The organism is Bradyrhizobium sp. SZCCHNR1053, from assembly GCF_032381235.1.
Lineage (GTDB): Bacteria > Pseudomonadota > Alphaproteobacteria > Rhizobiales > Xanthobacteraceae > Bradyrhizobium.
Map to the genome: position 1 here is coordinate 681,346 of NZ_JAUHJM010000001.1, position 16,387 is coordinate 697,732.

The 16,387-nt window shown below is 64.8% G+C and carries 13 protein-coding genes; 3 read left to right on the forward strand and 10 right to left on the reverse strand.

Annotated features, from left to right (window positions below; genetic code table 11):
- Nucleotides 1–2: 2 nt before the first annotated feature.
- Nucleotides 3–1,691 carry a glutamine--tRNA ligase/YqeY domain fusion protein gene (locus QX051_RS03225; protein ID WP_315775030.1) on the reverse strand — a complete coding sequence of 563 codons (1,689 nt, stop codon included), beginning with the start codon at nt 1,689–1,691 and terminating at the stop codon, nt 3–5.
- Between the two features lie 136 nt (nt 1,692–1,827).
- Here QX051_RS03225 and gltX point away from each other — a divergent pair, with 136 nt between their 5' ends.
- On the forward strand, nt 1,828–3,252 hold the full coding sequence (gene gltX / locus QX051_RS03230; protein WP_315775032.1) for a glutamate--tRNA ligase: 1,425 nt from the start codon (nt 1,828–1,830) through the stop codon (nt 3,250–3,252).
- 303 nt (nt 3,253–3,555) lie between these two features.
- On the forward strand, nt 3,556–4,860 hold the full coding sequence (gene gltA, locus QX051_RS03235; protein WP_315738222.1) for a citrate synthase: 1,305 nt from the start codon (nt 3,556–3,558) through the stop codon (nt 4,858–4,860).
- Between the two features lie 114 nt (nt 4,861–4,974).
- On the opposite strand, the gene QX051_RS03240 is transcribed toward gltA, so the two are convergent.
- Nucleotides 4,975–5,340 (reverse strand): response regulator, encoded by a 366-nt coding sequence (locus QX051_RS03240; RefSeq protein ID WP_315775033.1) that lies wholly within the window; start codon nt 5,338–5,340, stop codon nt 4,975–4,977.
- Nucleotides 5,341–5,476: 136 nt separating this feature from the next.
- Here QX051_RS03240 and QX051_RS03245 point away from each other — a divergent pair, with 136 nt between their 5' ends.
- Nucleotides 5,477–6,715, forward strand: a complete 1,239-nt coding sequence (locus tag QX051_RS03245; RefSeq protein ID WP_315775034.1) for a GAF domain-containing sensor histidine kinase — start codon at nt 5,477–5,479, stop codon at nt 6,713–6,715.
- Here the strand turns inward: QX051_RS03245 and lpxB are convergent, their stop codons facing one another.
- From lpxB to dxr, 8 genes are all read right to left on the reverse strand, one after another.
- Nucleotides 6,716–7,903: a lipid-A-disaccharide synthase gene (lpxB, locus tag QX051_RS03250; protein WP_315775035.1), complete on the reverse strand. Its 1,188-nt coding sequence runs from the start codon at nt 7,901–7,903 to the stop codon at nt 6,716–6,718. It lies immediately after the preceding gene.
- Nucleotides 7,900–8,757 carry an LpxI family protein gene (locus QX051_RS03255; RefSeq protein WP_315775305.1) on the reverse strand — a complete coding sequence of 286 codons (858 nt, stop codon included), beginning with the start codon at nt 8,755–8,757 and terminating at the stop codon, nt 7,900–7,902. The genes lpxB and QX051_RS03255 overlap by 4 nt, the downstream gene beginning before the upstream one ends.
- Before the next feature lie 5 nt (nt 8,758–8,762).
- Complete coding sequence (gene lpxA, locus QX051_RS03260; protein ID WP_315775036.1) at nt 8,763–9,572, reverse strand: acyl-ACP--UDP-N-acetylglucosamine O-acyltransferase; 810 nt, start codon at nt 9,570–9,572, stop codon at nt 8,763–8,765.
- 29 nt (nt 9,573–9,601) lie between these two features.
- Nucleotides 9,602–10,060 carry a 3-hydroxyacyl-ACP dehydratase FabZ gene (gene fabZ, locus QX051_RS03265; RefSeq protein WP_315775037.1) on the reverse strand — a complete coding sequence of 153 codons (459 nt, stop codon included), beginning with the start codon at nt 10,058–10,060 and terminating at the stop codon, nt 9,602–9,604.
- Complete coding sequence (lpxD, locus tag QX051_RS03270; RefSeq protein ID WP_315775038.1) at nt 10,060–11,127, reverse strand: UDP-3-O-(3-hydroxymyristoyl)glucosamine N-acyltransferase; 1,068 nt, start codon at nt 11,125–11,127, stop codon at nt 10,060–10,062. Before lpxD ends, fabZ begins: the two co-directional genes overlap by 1 nt.
- A gap of 117 nt (nt 11,128–11,244) precedes the next feature.
- On the reverse strand, nt 11,245–13,791 hold the full coding sequence (bamA, locus tag QX051_RS03275) for an outer membrane protein assembly factor BamA (RefSeq protein WP_315738228.1): 2,547 nt from the start codon (nt 13,789–13,791) through the stop codon (nt 11,245–11,247).
- 174 nt (nt 13,792–13,965) lie between these two features.
- Nucleotides 13,966–15,117: an RIP metalloprotease RseP gene (gene rseP / locus QX051_RS03280; protein ID WP_315775039.1), complete on the reverse strand. Its 1,152-nt coding sequence runs from the start codon at nt 15,115–15,117 to the stop codon at nt 13,966–13,968.
- Nucleotides 15,118–15,156: 39 nt separating this feature from the next.
- Entirely contained in the window at nt 15,157–16,380 is a 1,224-nt protein-coding gene (gene dxr, locus QX051_RS03285; protein WP_315775040.1) for a 1-deoxy-D-xylulose-5-phosphate reductoisomerase, read from the reverse strand.
- Nucleotides 16,381–16,387: the final 7 nt, after the last annotated feature.

Genomic DNA, 16,387 nt, shown 5'->3' on the forward strand with positions numbered 1-16,387 from the left:
TCTCATCCCTTCGCGACCTCCTTCGCAAAGGTGTCGCGCAGGCCGATGGTGCGGTTGAACACGAGCTTGTCGGGCGTCGAATCCGGATCGCGGACGAAGTAGCCCTGGCGCTCGAATTGCATCGGCGCGTCCGAATTGCTCTCGGCGATCGCCGGCTCGATGCGCGCGTCGGTCAGGACCTCAAGCGAGTTGGGATTGAGATCGGCGGTGAAGTCGGCCGCATTGGGGCTCGGATTGGCGAACAGCTGGTTGTAGAGGCGGATCTCGGCGGTCAGCGACTGCGCAGCGGGCAGCCAGTGCATCGTCGCCTTGACCTTGCGTCCATCCGGTGCGTTGCCGCCCCTGGTCGCCGGATCATAGGTACAGCGCAGCTCGACGATCTCGCCGGCGTCGTTCTTGATGACGTCGCGGCACTTGACGAAATAGGCGTAGCGTAGCCGCACCTCGTTGCCCGGCGACAACCGGAAGAACTTCTTCGGCGGGTTCTCCATGAAGTCGTCCTGCTCGATATAGAGCTCGCGGCCGAAGGCGACTTTGCGCGTGCCGGCTGCGGGATCGTCGGGGTGGTTGATCGCCTCGAGCTCCTCGACCTGGCCTTCCGGATAATTCTCGATCACCACCTTCAGCGGCCGCAACACGGCCATCCGACGCAGCGCCGTGCGGTTCAGCTCCTCGCGGATGCAGAATTCGAGCATGCCGACATCGACGACGCTGTTGGCCTTGGCGATGCCGATGCGCTTGATGAACTCGCGCACCGCCGCCGGCGGCACGCCGCGCCGCTTCAGGCCGGCGATGGTCGGCATGCGTGGATCGTTCCAGCCTGAGACATGGCCGTCCTGCACCAGCCGCGTCAGCACGCGCTTCGACAGCAGCGTGTAGGTCAGGTTGAGCCGCGCGAACTCGTACTGGTGCGGATGCGACGGCACCGGCAGCTTGTCCAGGAACCAATCGTAGAGCGGCCGGTGGTCCTCGAACTCGAGCGTGCAGATCGAGTGCGTCACGCCCTCGATCGCGTCCGACTGCCCGTGGGCGTAGTCGTAACTCGGATAGATCTTCCAGGCGTCGCCGGTGCGCGGGTGATGGGCGTGCATGATCCGGTACAGCACGGGGTCGCGCAGGTTGATGTTGCCGGCGGCCATGTCGATCTTGGCGCGCAGCACGCGCGCGCCGTTCGGGAATTCGCCGGCCTTCATGCGCCGGAACAGGTCGAGATTCTCCTCGACCGTGCGGTCGCGGAACGGGCTGTTCTTGCCGGGCTCGGTGAGCGTGCCGCGCGACAGGCGGATCTCCTCCTGCGACTGGTCGTCGACATAGGCGAGCCCGGCCTTGATCAGCCCTTCCGCCCAATCGTAGAGCCGCTCGAAATAATCCGAAGCGAAGAACAGGTTGTCGCCCCAGTCATAGCCGAGCCAGCGCACGTCGGCCTGGATGGAATCGATATATTCCTGCTCTTCCTTGGTCGGATTGGTGTCATCGAAGCGCAGATTGCAGCGGCCGCCGAACTCCTGGGCAATGCCGAAGTTGAGACCGATCGACTTGGCATGGCCGATATGCAGGTAGCCGTTCGGCTCCGGCGGGAACCGGGTGACGATCGTCTTGTGCCTGCCGCTGTCGAGATCGGCCTGGACGATGTCGCGGATGAAGTCGCGCCCTGCCTCTGCCGTCGTCGCCATGTCTGTCGTCGTGGTCATCAAGAATATCCTGCTCCGGAATTTGGCAGCCTATCTGCCAAATCCGCTTCCCCCAAGGAAGGCTTTAGTTATGCGATAGGCCTGCTATACACCCCCCGCCCTTCATAGCCCCTGCCTGGATTTCGTGCTGCCGCCCATGACCTCCCCGATCGTCACGCGCTTTGCCCCCTCCCCGACCGGCTTTCTCCACATCGGAGGCGCCCGGACGGCCCTGTTCAACTGGCTGTATGCGCGGGGCCGCGGCGGCAAGATGCTGCTGCGGATCGAGGACACCGACCGTGAGCGCTCGACCACCGCGGCCATCGACGCCATCCTGGACGGCCTGAAATGGCTCGAGCTCGATTGGGACGGCGAGGTCATCTACCAATATAGCCGCGCCGCGCGCCATCGCGAGGTCGCCGAGCAACTGCTCGCCAGCGGCATGGCGTATCGCTGCTATGCCACCGCCGAGGAGCTGGCCGCGATGCGCGAGAAGGCGCGCGCGGAAGGCCGCACCCGGCTCTACGACGGCATGTGGCGCGACCGCGATCCAAAGGAGGCGCCCGAAGGCGTCAAGCCGACGATCCGGCTGCGCGCGCCGCTGACCGGCGAGACCGTGATCGAGGATCAGGTGCAGGGCCGCGTGGTCTGGCAGAACGAGAACCTCGACGACCTCGTGCTGCTGCGAGGCGATGGCAATCCGACCTACATGCTGGCGGTGGTCGTGGACGACCACGACATGGACGTCACCCACGTCATCCGCGGCGACGACCATCTGATCAACGCCGCGCGCCAGAAGCAGATCTACGATGCGCTCGGCTGGACGGTGCCGTCGATGTCGCACATCCCGCTGATTCACGGGCCGGACGGCTCGAAGCTGTCGAAGCGCCACGGCGCGCTCGGCGTCGACGCCTACCGTGCGATGGGATATCTGCCGTCGGCACTGCGCAATTACCTGGTGCGGCTCGGCTGGAGCCATGGCGACCAGGAGATCTTCTCCACCGAGGAGATGATCAAGGCGTTCGACCTGCCGGCGATCGGCCGCTCGGCGGCGCGGTTCGACTTCGCCAAGCTCGAAAACCTCAACGGCCACTATATCCGCCACAGCGACGATGCGGCGCTGGTGCGCCAGTTCGAGGACGTGCTGAATTACGTGCCGAACGGCGCGGCTCTCAAGGCCAAGCTCAACGACGCCACGCGCGCGCAGCTCACCCAGGCGATGCCGAGCCTCAAGGAGCGCGCCAAGACGCTCTTGGAGCTGATCGACGGCGCCGCCTTCATCTTTGCCGACCGGCCGCTTCCGATCGACGCCAAGGCCGCCGCCCTGCTGACGCCGGACAGCCGTGCCTTGATCGGCCGGCTGCATCAGGCGCTGGCCGTTGTCGAGTCCTGGAGCGGACCGGCCACGGAAGCCGCGCTGCGTGCGTTTGCTGAAGCCAACAATCTCAAGCTGGGCGCGGTGGCGCAGCCGCTGCGCGCGGCGCTCACCGGCCGAACCACCTCACCCGGTATTTTCGACGTTCTGGCGATCCTGGGGCGTGATGAATCCTTGGGCCGTCTGGAGGACCAGACCACCTCATAAGGTCGCATTGCTCCCCATCTTGCAGCGCACAGGGCAATACGATACGCATTTGCGCGGCACCCACTGGTTTTCCCGGCTCGGACATTCTTCATACGTTGCGGCGGGCTCGTTGACGGATGTTAGGGCCGAAGGACACTAGTAAGTATAAGATTCCAGTACGGTTTCGGATTTGACCCTCGCTTAAGCTGTTGGCAGCGACAGTGACGCGAATGTCAAAGCCACCGCACTAGATAAAGTCCACCTGCCCTGCCATCTCTCAAAAAGAACAAGGGCCAAGCCTAACGATCTCATCGGGGACAAACGATGGACGCAAAATCCGCAAGCAAGACCGCGACCCTCACCGTCGGCAACAAGAATTTCGATCTTCCGATCCTGAGCGGCACCGTGGGTCCCGACGTCATCGACATCGGCAAGCTCTACGCCCAGACCGGGATGTTCACCTATGATCCGGGCTTCACCTCGACCGGCAGCTGCCAGTCCAAGATCACCTATATCGACGGCGACGCCGGCGTCCTGGAATACCGCGGCTACCCGATCGAGCAGCTCGCCGAGAAGGGCGACTTCCTGGAAACCTGCTATCTGCTGCTGTACGGGGAGCTTCCAACCAAGGCCCAGAAGCAGGATTTCGACTATCGCGTGACCCATCACACGATGGTGCACGAGCAGATGTCGCGCTTCTTCCACGGCTTCCGCCGTGACGCGCATCCGATGGCGGTCATGGTCGCTTCGGTCGGCGCGCTCGCCGCGTTCTACCACGACTCCACCGACATCAACGATCCGAAGCAGCGCATGATCGCGTCGATGCGGATGATCGCGAAGATCCCGACCTTGGCGGCGATGGCCTACAAATACACCATCGGCCAGCCCTTCGTTTATCCGAAGAACTCGCTCTCCTTCGCCGAGAACTTCCTGAACATGTGCTTCGCGGTGCCGTGCGAGGAGTACAAGCCGAACCCGGTTCTCGCCGACGCGCTCGACAAGATCTTCATCCTGCACGCCGATCACGAGCAGAACGCCTCGACCTCGACGGTGCGCATCGCCGGCTCCTCGGGCGCCAACCCGTTTGCCTGCATCGCCGCCGGCATCGCCTGCCTGTGGGGTCCGGCACACGGCGGCGCCAACGAGGCGGCGCTGAACATGCTGGCCGAGATCGGCACCGTCGACAAGATTCCGGACTTCATCGCCAAGGTGAAGGACAAGAACAGCGACGTGCGCCTGATGGGCTTCGGCCATCGCGTCTACAAGAACTACGACCCGCGCGCCAAGATCATGCAGAAGATGTGTCACGCGGTGCTCAAGGAGACGGGCCACGCCGACGATCAGATGCTCAAGGTCGCGATGGAGCTCGAAAAGATCGCGCTCAGCGATCAGTACTTCATCGAGCGCAAGCTCTATCCGAACGTCGACTTCTACTCGGGCATCACCCTGAAGGCGATGGGCTTCCCGGTGTCGATGTTCACGGTGCTGTTCGCCGTCGCCCGCACCGTCGGCTGGATCAGCCAGTGGAGCGAGATGATCGAGGATCCGCAACAGAAGATCGGCCGTCCGCGCCAGCTCTACACCGGCGTCACGACGCGCAACTATGTCGACATGGACAAGCGCGGCTGAGCGCAGCGCAATTCCGCTCTCGAACGGCGCCGTCGATCCCGACGGCGCCGTTTCGTTTGTGAGGTCGCACCTTCCTGAGCACCTTTCTAACTCGCGGCACCAGTCGGGAGTGCATCAGGCCAGCGCCTCGAGATGAGACCTGAGCTGCTCGGCCAGATATGGCTTGGCAAGGAAGCGCGCGCCGGACGGCAATTCCGAAGGCGTCACCTGACCTGACGTCACCAGGAGCGCGACCGGAGGCCAGCGGTCCCTGATGACGGCGACCAGCCGCAGGCCATCCATCGACCCCGGCATTTGGACGTCCGTGAAGACCACCGATATGCGGTCATATCGTTCGAGAAGCGAAATGGCCTGATCGGCGTCAGCGGCCTCGATGACGTCGAAACCGAGGTCTTTGATCATGTCGACAGCGTTCGCGCGGATCAGACCCTCGTCCTCAACGACCAGAACTGTCTTTCTTGTGAGCCGAACGCGGGACACTCTGTCTCCTGTCCAATCTCATTCAATCGCACGACGATCATTTTGTTCCGGCGAACGTTCCGGGGCTCAATGCGTTGAACGGTGCAAATTGAAGACACGACTTGCATCCTGGAGCAGGGACCAGCTCGAGCATACGATGACGACCAATCCCAACCCGGACGTCGATGCTGTCCAGCAGCTCGACGCCGTTCCCAAAATTCTGGACTCGGTGAGCAGGATCACCGGGATGGGATTCGTTGCGGTCGCGCGCGTGACCTCGGATCGATGGGTCTGTTGTGCGGTCCGCGACGACATCAATTTCGGCCTGAAAGAGGGCGGCGAGCTGCGCGTCAAGACGACGATCTGCAGCGAGGTCCGGGAGCGAGGCGAAGCTGTCGTCATCGGTGACGTCGAGACGGATCGCATGTTTCGCGATCACCCGACGCCAAAGCTCTACGGCTTTCGCAGCTACATCTCCGCTCCGATCACCCTGTCCGACGGGACCATCTGGGGCACCCTGTGTGCGATCGATCCAGCGCCGCGCGAGCTGGACCGGCCCGAAATCGTCAGCACGTTTCAGCTGTTCGGGGAGTTGATCGCGGCCCAGCTGGAGCTTCATCAGCGCTTCGCGCTCAGTCAGGCCAGCCTCGGCCTCAGCGAGAAGAGCCGGTTTTCGACCGAGCAACGGCTCAAGATCACCGAGGCCAATCTGCTCGACGAGCGCCGGACCGCCGAGCTGAGAGAGCAATTCATCGGCGTTCTCGGCCATGACCTCCGCAATCCGCTGGCCTCGATCGACGCCGGAATGCGCGTGCTGCTGCGCAACCAGGACAGCGCCAGAGCGCCCGAGATCATTTCCATGATTCAGAAATCAGTCATGCGCATGGCCGGACTGGTCGACAACATCATGGATTTCGCCCGGGGGCGCCTCGGCGGCGGCCTGACGATCAAGCCCGACGCGCGGCAGCCGCTGGCGCCGGTGATCGAGCAGGTCGTCTCCGAGATCCGGCTGGCCTGGCCCGATCACGAGATCGAGACCCGGATCAACATCGCGGAGCCGGTCAAATGCGACCGCAGCAAGATCGGACAATTGTTCTCGAACCTGCTCGGCAATGCCATCTCCTACGGCGACAAGAACAAGCCGATCCAGGTCTCCGCAACGACGAGCGAGGGCTGTTTCGTGCTGGATGTCACCAATCACGGGCCGCCGATCTCGGACAAGGCGATGCAGAATCTGTTCAAGCCCTATATGCGCGGCGAGCGTCCAAGCCAGCATGGTCTCGGGCTTGGACTCTACATCGCTTCCGAGATCGCGCGAGCGCATGACGGCACGCTGCAGGCCACCTCGACCGAGGACAGAACGACCTTCGAATTCAAGATGCCGCTTCAGGCCTGATCAGCGCCGTCCGCTGCGCATCGTCGCCAGCACGATGTCGGCCGCGCGCACGCTCGGCGAGGCCGCGCCCGTGGACATGATCGCGTCGAGGCGATCGAATGCCTCGACCTGGCGCGCTCGTATCGGACCGTCGCCCAGGAGATCGGCGAGAACGGGCGCGAGATTGTCGGCGGTGCAGGCTTCCTGAAGGAATTCCGGAATGACGTTCTCGCCGATCACGAGATTGGCGAGAATGACCGATTGCACGTTGACGACTCGCCGGAGAATGAACGCCTCGATCTCGCCGACGCGATACGCGGTCACCATCGGCACGCCGGACAGCGCGAGCTCCAGGGTTACCGTGCCGGACTTGGCGAGCGCGGCGCGCGCGCGCCTGAAGGCTGCCCGCTTCTCGGACTCGCCCGTGACGATCTCCGGAACGAGCGGCCAGTTTGCGACTCCGGCCCGCACCGCGGCTTCGAGATGCGGGGTGGTGGGCAGCACGGCTTCGAAGGCCAGGTTTTGGGCGCGCAGCCGCGCCAATGTCTCGCCGAACACGGCGATGTGGCGAGCGACCTCGCTGCGCCGGCTGCCAGGAAGCACCAGCAGAACGGGAGGGTCGGCATCTCGGCGCGCCTGCTCTGCCGCATTGGGGCGCAGGCTGGCGAGCTGCTCGATCAGGGGATGGCCGACATAGGTGCAGGGCGGACCATTGAGCCTTCGGAACGCCTCCGGCTCGAATGGCAGCAGGCCCAGCACGTGATCGACGTAGCCGCGCATCGCGCGCGCCCGGCCCGGGCGCCACGCCCATACGGTCGGTGCGACGTAGTTCACGATCGGAATCTCGGGATCGCGCGCGTGAACCCGCTTCGCCACGCGCTGGGTGAAGTCGGGACTGTCGATGATGACAAGCACGTCGGGCTGGGCCGCAACGATCGCGTCAACCGTGCCGCGGATCAGGCCGAGGATCTTGGGCAGTTGCTTCAGCACCGCCGCGAAGCCGACGATCGAGAGCTCCTCGATCGGAAACAGCGAGGCGAGCCCCTCGCGTGTCATGCCGCGGCCGCCGACGCCGGAGAATTCGACGCCGTCGCCGAGCCGCTGGCGCAGCACCTTCATCAGGCTGGCGCCGAGGCGATCCCCGGACTCTTCGGTCGCGACCAGGCAGATCCTGCGCATGGCCGCGCCTGCCAGAGGCCGCGCCGTCACGCAATGACGCCCGTGATGAACACGCCTGCCCGATCGGCGGCAGCCACTGTCTCCTGGGGATCGGCGAGCAGCGTATAGGCGGCCGCGACGGCGACTCCGGCGAGACCCGCGGCTGAAAGCCCCTCGACGGTGCGCGGGCCGATGGTCGGCAGGTCGTAGCGAAGATCCTGGCCGGCCTTGGGCGCCTTCACCAGCACGCCGCGCCCGGCCGCAGCACGAATACGGCGATCGGCACGCAGCCGCGCCACGCGGGCCAGCAGCCCGTCGGTGCCCTCGATGTCCTCGAGCGCAACGACGTGGCCGTCGATCACGACCACCGCCTGCCCGACATCGAACGGCGCCATCGCGCGCAGCACGGCGAGCCCCTTGGCGATGTCACCGGTCACCAGATCGTTGGGCCCACTCCGCGTCAGCCGCCCTTCGGGCACGAGCAGATTGGGGGCGACGTCCTTGACGCCGATCATGTGAAAGCCGTGGCGCTCGAAGATGCGGCCAACGCCGGACAGCAGATGATCGTCGCCGCCGCGAAAGGCCGACCAGATGTAGGGCAGCTCGCGCAGCGTCCCCCAGTCGAAGCGGATCTCCGACACCGCCGGACGAACGAGGTTGCCGATGAACATCAGGTCACGGACACCCTCGGCCTTGAGCAGCTTCAGGGCATTGCCGAGCTGGCCGAGGCCGATCCAGTGATGCCGGAAACGCGCCAGCGGCTTCGGATCGCAGATGCCCTTCAGGGCGAACAGCACCGGCGTCCGGCCGCGCGCGACGATCTCGTCGGCGACCGCAAAGGGCAGCACCCCGCCCGCGGCGATCATGCCGATCGGCGGCGTGGTCTCGGCAGCCGGCGTCCCCATCGCGCTCAAGGCTCGATCGTCGGCCTGCCGATCTCGGGCAGGCACAAGGCGCGATGTCGGCCGCCGTCGATGAAGGCGAGGATCTCGGCAATGGCGGGATCCTCGCCGGCGAGCGGCCGCACCGCCGCGAGGCGGTCGGCGAGCACGCCGGGACCGTGGAACAGCTTCTGGTAGAAGGCACGCACCGTGGCGAGGCGCTCGCGGGTGAACTTGCGGCGCTTCATGCCGATGACGTTGAGACCTTCGAGCGCGGCATACTGGCCGTTGACCAGGCCATACGGAATGATATCGCCGCGCACGCCGCAGACGCCGCCGACCATCACGCCATGGCCGATGCGGGTGAACTGATGCACCGCCGAGAGACCGCCGATGTAGACGGAATCGCCGACCTCGACATGGCCGCCGAGTGTGGCCGAGGTCGCGAAGATCACGTTGTCGCCGACGACGCAATCGTGGGCGACATGGGCATTGTTCATGAAGAACCCGGCATTGCCGACCCTGGTCAGGCCGCCGCCCTTGGTGGTGCCGATGTTCATCGTCACGCCTTCGCGGAAGGTGCAGCCGGAGCCGATCTCAAGCCGATGCGGCTCGCCGCGATAGCTGAGATCCTGCGGCGCGCCGCCGAGCACGACGAAGGGCGAGATCACGTTGTCGTCGCCGAGCGTGGTGTGGCCCATGATCTGGACGTGGCTGATCAGTCTGCAGTTCGACCCGATCACGACGTTGGGGCCGACGATGCAGTAAGGACCGATCACGGTCCCCTCACCGATGACGGCGCCATCCTCGACGCGTGCGGTGGGATCAATCTTGCTCATGTCGACGCAATCAACTTTCTACCAGCCCGTCAGTCGGTCAGCATCGCGCCGACATCGGCCTCGGCGACGACGACGCCGTCGACCTTGGCATCGCCGTGGAACCACCACATCGTCTTGCGCCGGCCGATCGAGCGCATGTGGTACTCGATGGTCTGGCCGGGCAGCACCGGCTTGCGGAACTTGCACTTGTCGATGGTGAGGAAATACACCGCGCGCGGCTTTTCCGTGCCCTCGACCGACTTGATGCCGATCACGCCGGCGGTCTGGGCCATGCCCTCGATCATCAGCACGCCCGGATAGACCGGCCGCTCCGGAAAGTGTCCCTGGAAGCAGGGCTCGCCGATCGAGACGTTCTTGACACCGATGCCGCTGTAGTCGGCCCGGATGTTCTTCACGCGGTCGATCAGGAGAAATGGATAACGATGCGGCAGCGTCTTGAGAATCTCGTTGATGTCGACGTCCGCAAACTTGATGGGTGACTCCTCCATCACTCCCGTCCTTCGTCCCTGTTCATCGCGGTCGAATCCCGCACCAGCCGTTCCACCGCAACGATCTCGCGGAACCACTGCTTGGTCGGCTTGGCGAAGAAACCGCCCCACCGGCCGTTCGGCGGAATGTCGTCCTTGACGCCGCTCATCGCGGTCACCTGCGCACCATCGCCGATCGTCAGGTGATTGTTGATGCCAACCTTCGCCCCGAGCGCGACGTTGTCGCCGATCGTGAGACTTCCTGCCAGCCCGATCTGGGCCGCCAGCAGGCAATGCCGCCCGATTGTGACATTGTGGCCAATCTGCACCTGGTTGTCGATCTTGGTGCCTTCGCCGATGACCGTGTCGCGCAGGCTGCCCCGGTCGATCGTCGTGCCGGCGCCGACCTCGACATGGTTCTGGATCAGAACCCGCCCGGTCTGCGGCACCTTGGTGTGCCCGTCCGCGCCGAAGAAGATGAAGCCGTAGCCGTCCTGGCCGATGCTGCAGCCGGGATGGATCAGAACGTCATTGCCGATCAGCGCGCACTGGATGACGGTGCGGGCGCCGACATTGCAGTCGCGACCGATCTTGACGTGGGGGCCGATCACGGCACCCGCGCCAACGATCGTCCCCGAGCCGATCTCGACATGGGCGCCGATCACCGCCAGCGGCTCGACGATGACGCCGTCCTCCAGGCGCGCGGTGGGATCGATGATGGCTTGGGGCGAGATTCCGTCGTCGCCGAACCAAGGCTGCGGCCGCAGTGCGTCGGCATGGAACTCACGCGCGAGCTGCACGAAGGCGCGGAACGGCTGATTGGCGCGAAGCACTGCGACATGGGACGGCACGCGCGCCTCGAATCGCGGACTGACCAGGCAGGCGCCCGCTTTGGTCCCGGCGAGCTGGTCGGCGTATTTGAGGTTGTCGAAGAATGCCAGATGCATCGGACCGGCCTCGTCGAGCGACGCCAGTCCCTTGACGACCTGCTCGCCGCGGGATGGGTCGACCAGGGTGGCCTTGGCGGCGGCGGCGATCGCCGCCAGGGTCGTGGGCGGCGGCGATTGGAAGAAGGTCGGCTGGGCCATTCCGTCGTACTCTCAAGACAAAAAGTCAGAGCCCGGCTCCGGTGTCCCGGAACCGAGCTCCCATTTCTTACACCGGCGAGGTTGGTCGATGCCAACCCGGATTCGATCGGCCCAGGCTCAGAACGAGGTACCGCCGCCGAACCGGAATTCCTGCGTCCGGTCGAACTGACCCTTGGTGAGCGGGATCGCGTAGTCGAAGCGCAGCGGACCGAACGGCGACGCCCACACCAGACCCACGCCGACCGAGGTCCGAACCTTGTTCTGGTCATCGAACTGCAGACCAAGGCAGGTGCCGGCGTTGTTCGGGTTGCGCGTCGGCTTGATACAGCCGGGGGTATTAACCTCGCCCGTCGCAGCCCAGGACGTCGGCCCCTGATAGCCCCACAGGCCGCCAGCGTCGGCGTAAACGGCACCCTTCAGGCCCGTCTCCTTGGGCAGGAACCAGAACGGCATCTGCAGTTCGAGCGAAGCGCCCCAGTACTTGGTGCCGCCCAGCGCGTCCTGCGTGCCGAACGGATTGATATCGCGCGGACCAATGCCGTTCGGAGCGAAGCCGCGCACCAGGTTCGGACCCATCTGGAAGTGATCGAGCATGCGCAGCTGCGTATTGCCGATCTTGTTCAGGATGCCGCCCTGGAGGTGAACGATGCTGACGATGTCCGACACCAGCGGAGTGAAGTACTTCGCATCGAACGCGGTCTTCAGGTACGACACGTCGCCGCCGACGCCCGCGAAGTCCTGCTTGAAGTCGACCAGCAGGCCGTCGGTCGGGTTCTTGTTGTTGTCGAGCGTGTTGTAATTCAGCGTGTAGCCGAGCGCCGAGGTCAGCGTTGCGCCCTTCGCCAGCTCCTGACGGACCGGCAGCGACGCCTCGCCATTGGCGAAGCAGCCCAGGCCGTTATTGCCGGTCGGATCGACGCCGCCATTGGCGTTGATGAAGGCCGGGGTCGGGTTGAACGGCACGAAGCGGTTGCCGATCAGGGTGCCGGCGGCCAAGTTGTTACAGTCCGACAGCGTCGCCGGCAGTGAGATCTCCTGGCGGTAGATCGAATAGCGCAGCTGCAGCGACAGATCCTCACGCAGCTGGAAGCCGAGGCGCGGGCTGAAGCCGAGCGTCTTGGTGCCGTAGGAGATGAAGTTGTTGGCGAGCTGCTGGCGCTGGTAGAGGTCGAGGCCGAGCGCGACCCGGTAGTCGAGCAGATAGGGCTCGACGAAGGACAGCGAGTAGCCGCGGGCGAACTGGCCGTAGGTCACCGACGCCTTGGCGAACAGGCCGCGGCCGAGGAAGTTACGCTCGGAGATCGAGACCTCGGCAAGCGCACCGTCTGTGGTCGAATAACCGCCGGAGATCGAGAAGTCGCCGGTCGACTTCTCTTCCAGGATGACGTTCAGGACCACGCGGTCGCTCGAAGAGCCCGGCTCGGTCACGATCTTCACGTCCTTGAAGAAGTCGAGGTTCTTCAGGCGGCGCTCGGCACGGTCGACCAGGGCGCGATTGTAGGCGTCGCCCTCGGAGATGTCGAACTCGCGGCGAATGACGTAGTCACGGGTGCGGGTGTTGCCGCGAATGTTGATGCGCTCGATATAGGTGCGCGGGCCCTCGTCGACGGCGAAGACGACCGACACGGTGTGGGCCTCGAAGTTGCGATCGCCGCGCGGACGGACCACCGCGAACGCGTAGCCGCGCCGCGAGGCCTCGATCTGCATTTCCTCGACCGACTTCTCGATGTTCTCGACGTTGTAGAGCGAGCCGACGCTGACGCGCGAATAGCCGCGCAGCGTGGTGGCGTCGAGCGTTGCGATCGACGACTGGAAGTCGACCGAACCGACCCGGTACTGCTGGCCTTCCTCGATCTTGAAGGTCACGAGGAAGCCCTTGCGCTCCGGATCGTACTCGCTGAGCGCAGCCACAACCTGTACGTCGGCATAGCCATTCTTCAGGTAGAAGCGGCGAATGAGGTCGCGGTCGGCCTCGACACGGTCCGGATCGTAGACGTCGCCCGAGCCGAGGAAGCTCAGGAGGTTGGTCTCGCGGGTCTTGATGACGTCCTTGAGGCGATAGGACGAGAAGGCGTTGTTGCCGACGAACTCGATCGACTTCACGCCGGTCTTGGCACCTTCCTCGACCGTGAAGATCAGGTCGACGCGGTTGTTCGGCTGCTCGATCATTTCCGGCGTGACGCGCACGTCGTAACGGCCCGAGCGGCGGTAGATCTCCGCGATGCGCTGGGCGTCGGACTGCACCATCGGACGCGACAGCGTGCCGCGCGGCTTCGACTGCACTTCCGCCTGGAGCTGCTCGTCCTTGACCTTCTTGTTGCCCTCGAAAGCGACGCGGCCGATCACCGGGTTCTCGACGACCGTGACGATCAGGCGCCCACCCTGGCGATTGATCTTCACGTCGGAGAACAGGCCGGTCTCGATCAGCGCCTTGAGGCCGTCGTCGACCCGGCCGGCGTCGAGCGTCCCGCCGGGGCCCGGCTTGAAGTACGAGCGGATGGTCTCCAGCTCGACGCGGCGGTTACCGACCACTTCGATCGAGTTGACCGTCTGAGCCGCAGCTGGCGACGAAAGAACCACGCTCGCCAGCGGCAAAGCCACCGGTCCGGCGAACATGATAAAGGCGGCCGCCAAGCCCCCCCGCACCCGCAATCCGAACTTCATGCGCTACGCGCCCTTATATTCCGTTGCCGGTTCCGTACCCCTACGAACCCGACAGATTCCCATTTGTCGTTCGCTTGTAGCCAATTTGGACCCGACGGCAAACGCCGGATCTCTCTGAATTTTCAAATTCGTTTCAAAACGTTGCCCAACGGCCACGTCGTAAAAAAGCCGCGCTCAGGACCCGGCGAGGTGAAGGATATCGTTATAGGTTGCAAAGACCATGAGCATGAGGACCAGCCCGAGGCCGATTCGGAACCCCATCTCCTGCGCCCGCTCGGATAGCGGCCGACCGCGGACGGCCTCGACCCCATAGAACAACAGGTGCCCGCCATCGAGCAGCGGAACCGGGAACAGGTTCAGGAGCCCGATCGAGACCGAAAGCGTCGCGCACAGTTGCACAACGAACTGGAAGCCGAGGCTGGCCGCCTGCCCCGAGAGTTGTGCGATTCGGATCGGTCCGCCGACGTCGCCGGCACTCCCGGCGCCCGCGAACAGCGAGGCGATGAACTTGAAGGTCGTGGAGATGATGAACCAGACCTGCTCGAAGCCGATCTTGATCGATTCGAGGAACCCGACCGGGATCGACCGCGATTCGTCCGGCTTGGCGTTGTACTGGATGCCGAGCACGCCGATGCGGTGGCTGTTGCCGAACAGGTCCTTGACCTCCTTCAGCGCCGGCGTCGCCTTCAGGGTGAGTTCCGTGCCGTCACGCTTGATCAGGAAGGACAATTCCGTGCCTGCGCTGACCGAGACGACCCGCTGCATGTCGGCGAAGGTCTCGATCGCGCGGCCATCGATGGCGGCGATGACGTCACCGTCCTTGAAGCCGGCGGCGGCCGCGACGCTGTCCGGCTGCACCGCATCGACCCGCGGGGTCGTGTTCGGCTTGCCGAAATACAGCGCCATGCCAGCGAAGATGATGACCGCCAGGATGAAGTTGGCGATCGGGCCGGCCGCGACGATCGCAGCACGCTGGCCGACGGTCTTGTGGTGGAAGCTGTCGGCGCGCTCCTCGGCCGTCATCTTGGCGAGCACCTCGGCCGACGGCGTCGAGGCCTCGGATTCGTCGCCGAAGAACTTCACGTAGCCACCGAGCGGGATCGCCGAGATCTTCCAGCGGGTGTTGTGGCGGTCGTTGAAACCGATCAGTTCTGGGCCAAATCCGAGCGAAAACGTCAACACCTTCACGCCGGCCCAGCGCGCGATCAGGAAATGGCCGAGCTCATGGAAGAACACCACGATCGTCAGCACGAACAGGAACGGGACGATGTAGCCGAGAAGGCCATGGCTCAACGTATTGAAGATATGGTGGAAAAATTCCGACATCGATGACCTTCCCGATGGGCCAGTGGCCCGTCCAACCCTTTAAGATGCTTTTGCGGCGATTTGAGGCAAGAGGCCGGAGGCCCTTTTTCGCGCGTCATGGTCAATGGCGATGGCGTCGTCCGCCGAGGTCAACGGTGCCAGATTACCTGATCGGGCCCATGCTTCGAGGGTTGCCTCGACCAGTCGGGCAATAGCACCGAACCGGATATGACCAGCGATGAAGGCCGCGACGGCGACTTCGTTGGCCGCATTGAACACGGTCGTCGCGCCGCGGCCGGTGCGCAGCGAATCATAGGCCAGCCGCAGACCGGGGAACCGCTCGAAGTCCGGCGCCTCGAAAGTCAGGGTGCCGATCTTGGCGAGATCGAGCCGGGCCGACGGGCCCTTGATACGCTCCGGCCAGCCAAGGCAGTGGGCGATCGGAATGCGCATGTCGGGCGCGCCGAGCTGCGCCACCACCGAGCGATCCGAGAACTCGACCATGCCGTGGACGATGGACTGCGGGTGGACCAGGACGTCGATCTCGTCGGGCGACAGCGCGAACAGGTAGGACGCCTCGATCACCTCGAGGCCCTTGTTCATCATCGAGGCTGAATCGATCGTGATCTTCTGGCCCATGCTCCAGTTCGGATGCTTCAGCGCCTGCGCCAAGGTCGCCTGCTCGATGTCACCAGCCGCCCAGGTGCGGAACGGACCGCCGGAGGCGGTGATGATCACCCGCACCAGCTCCTCGCGATTGCCCGAGGACAGCGCCTGGAAAAGCGCGTTGTGTTCCGAATCGGCCGGCAGGATGCAGGCGCCGGCCCGGGCGGCCCGCTCCATGAAGAAGTCGCCAGCACAGACCAGGCATTCCTTGTTGGCGAGCGCCACGGTCGCGCCGCGGTCGACCGCGGCGAGCGCCGGCTTGAGGCCGGCGGCGCCGGAGACGGCGGCCATGACCCAGTCGGCGGGACGGGCTGCCGCCTCGATGATGGCGCTCTCCCCTGCCCCGCATTCGATCCCGGTGCCCGCCAGTGCGTCACGCAGCTCATCGAGCCCCGCCGGATCGGCCACCGCGACGAAGCGCGGGCTGAACTCCCGGGCCAGCTTCACCAGGCCCTGGACGTTGCTGTTGCCGGTCAGCGCCTCGACCCGGTAGCGCTCCGGCGCGCCGCGCACGAGATCCATGGTCGAATCGCCGATCGAGCCGGTGGCGCCGAGCACGGTGATGCTGCGCACCTCCGCGAGACCGGCCTTGTTGTTCCGCAATGGCACTGCGCTCATGTTCTCA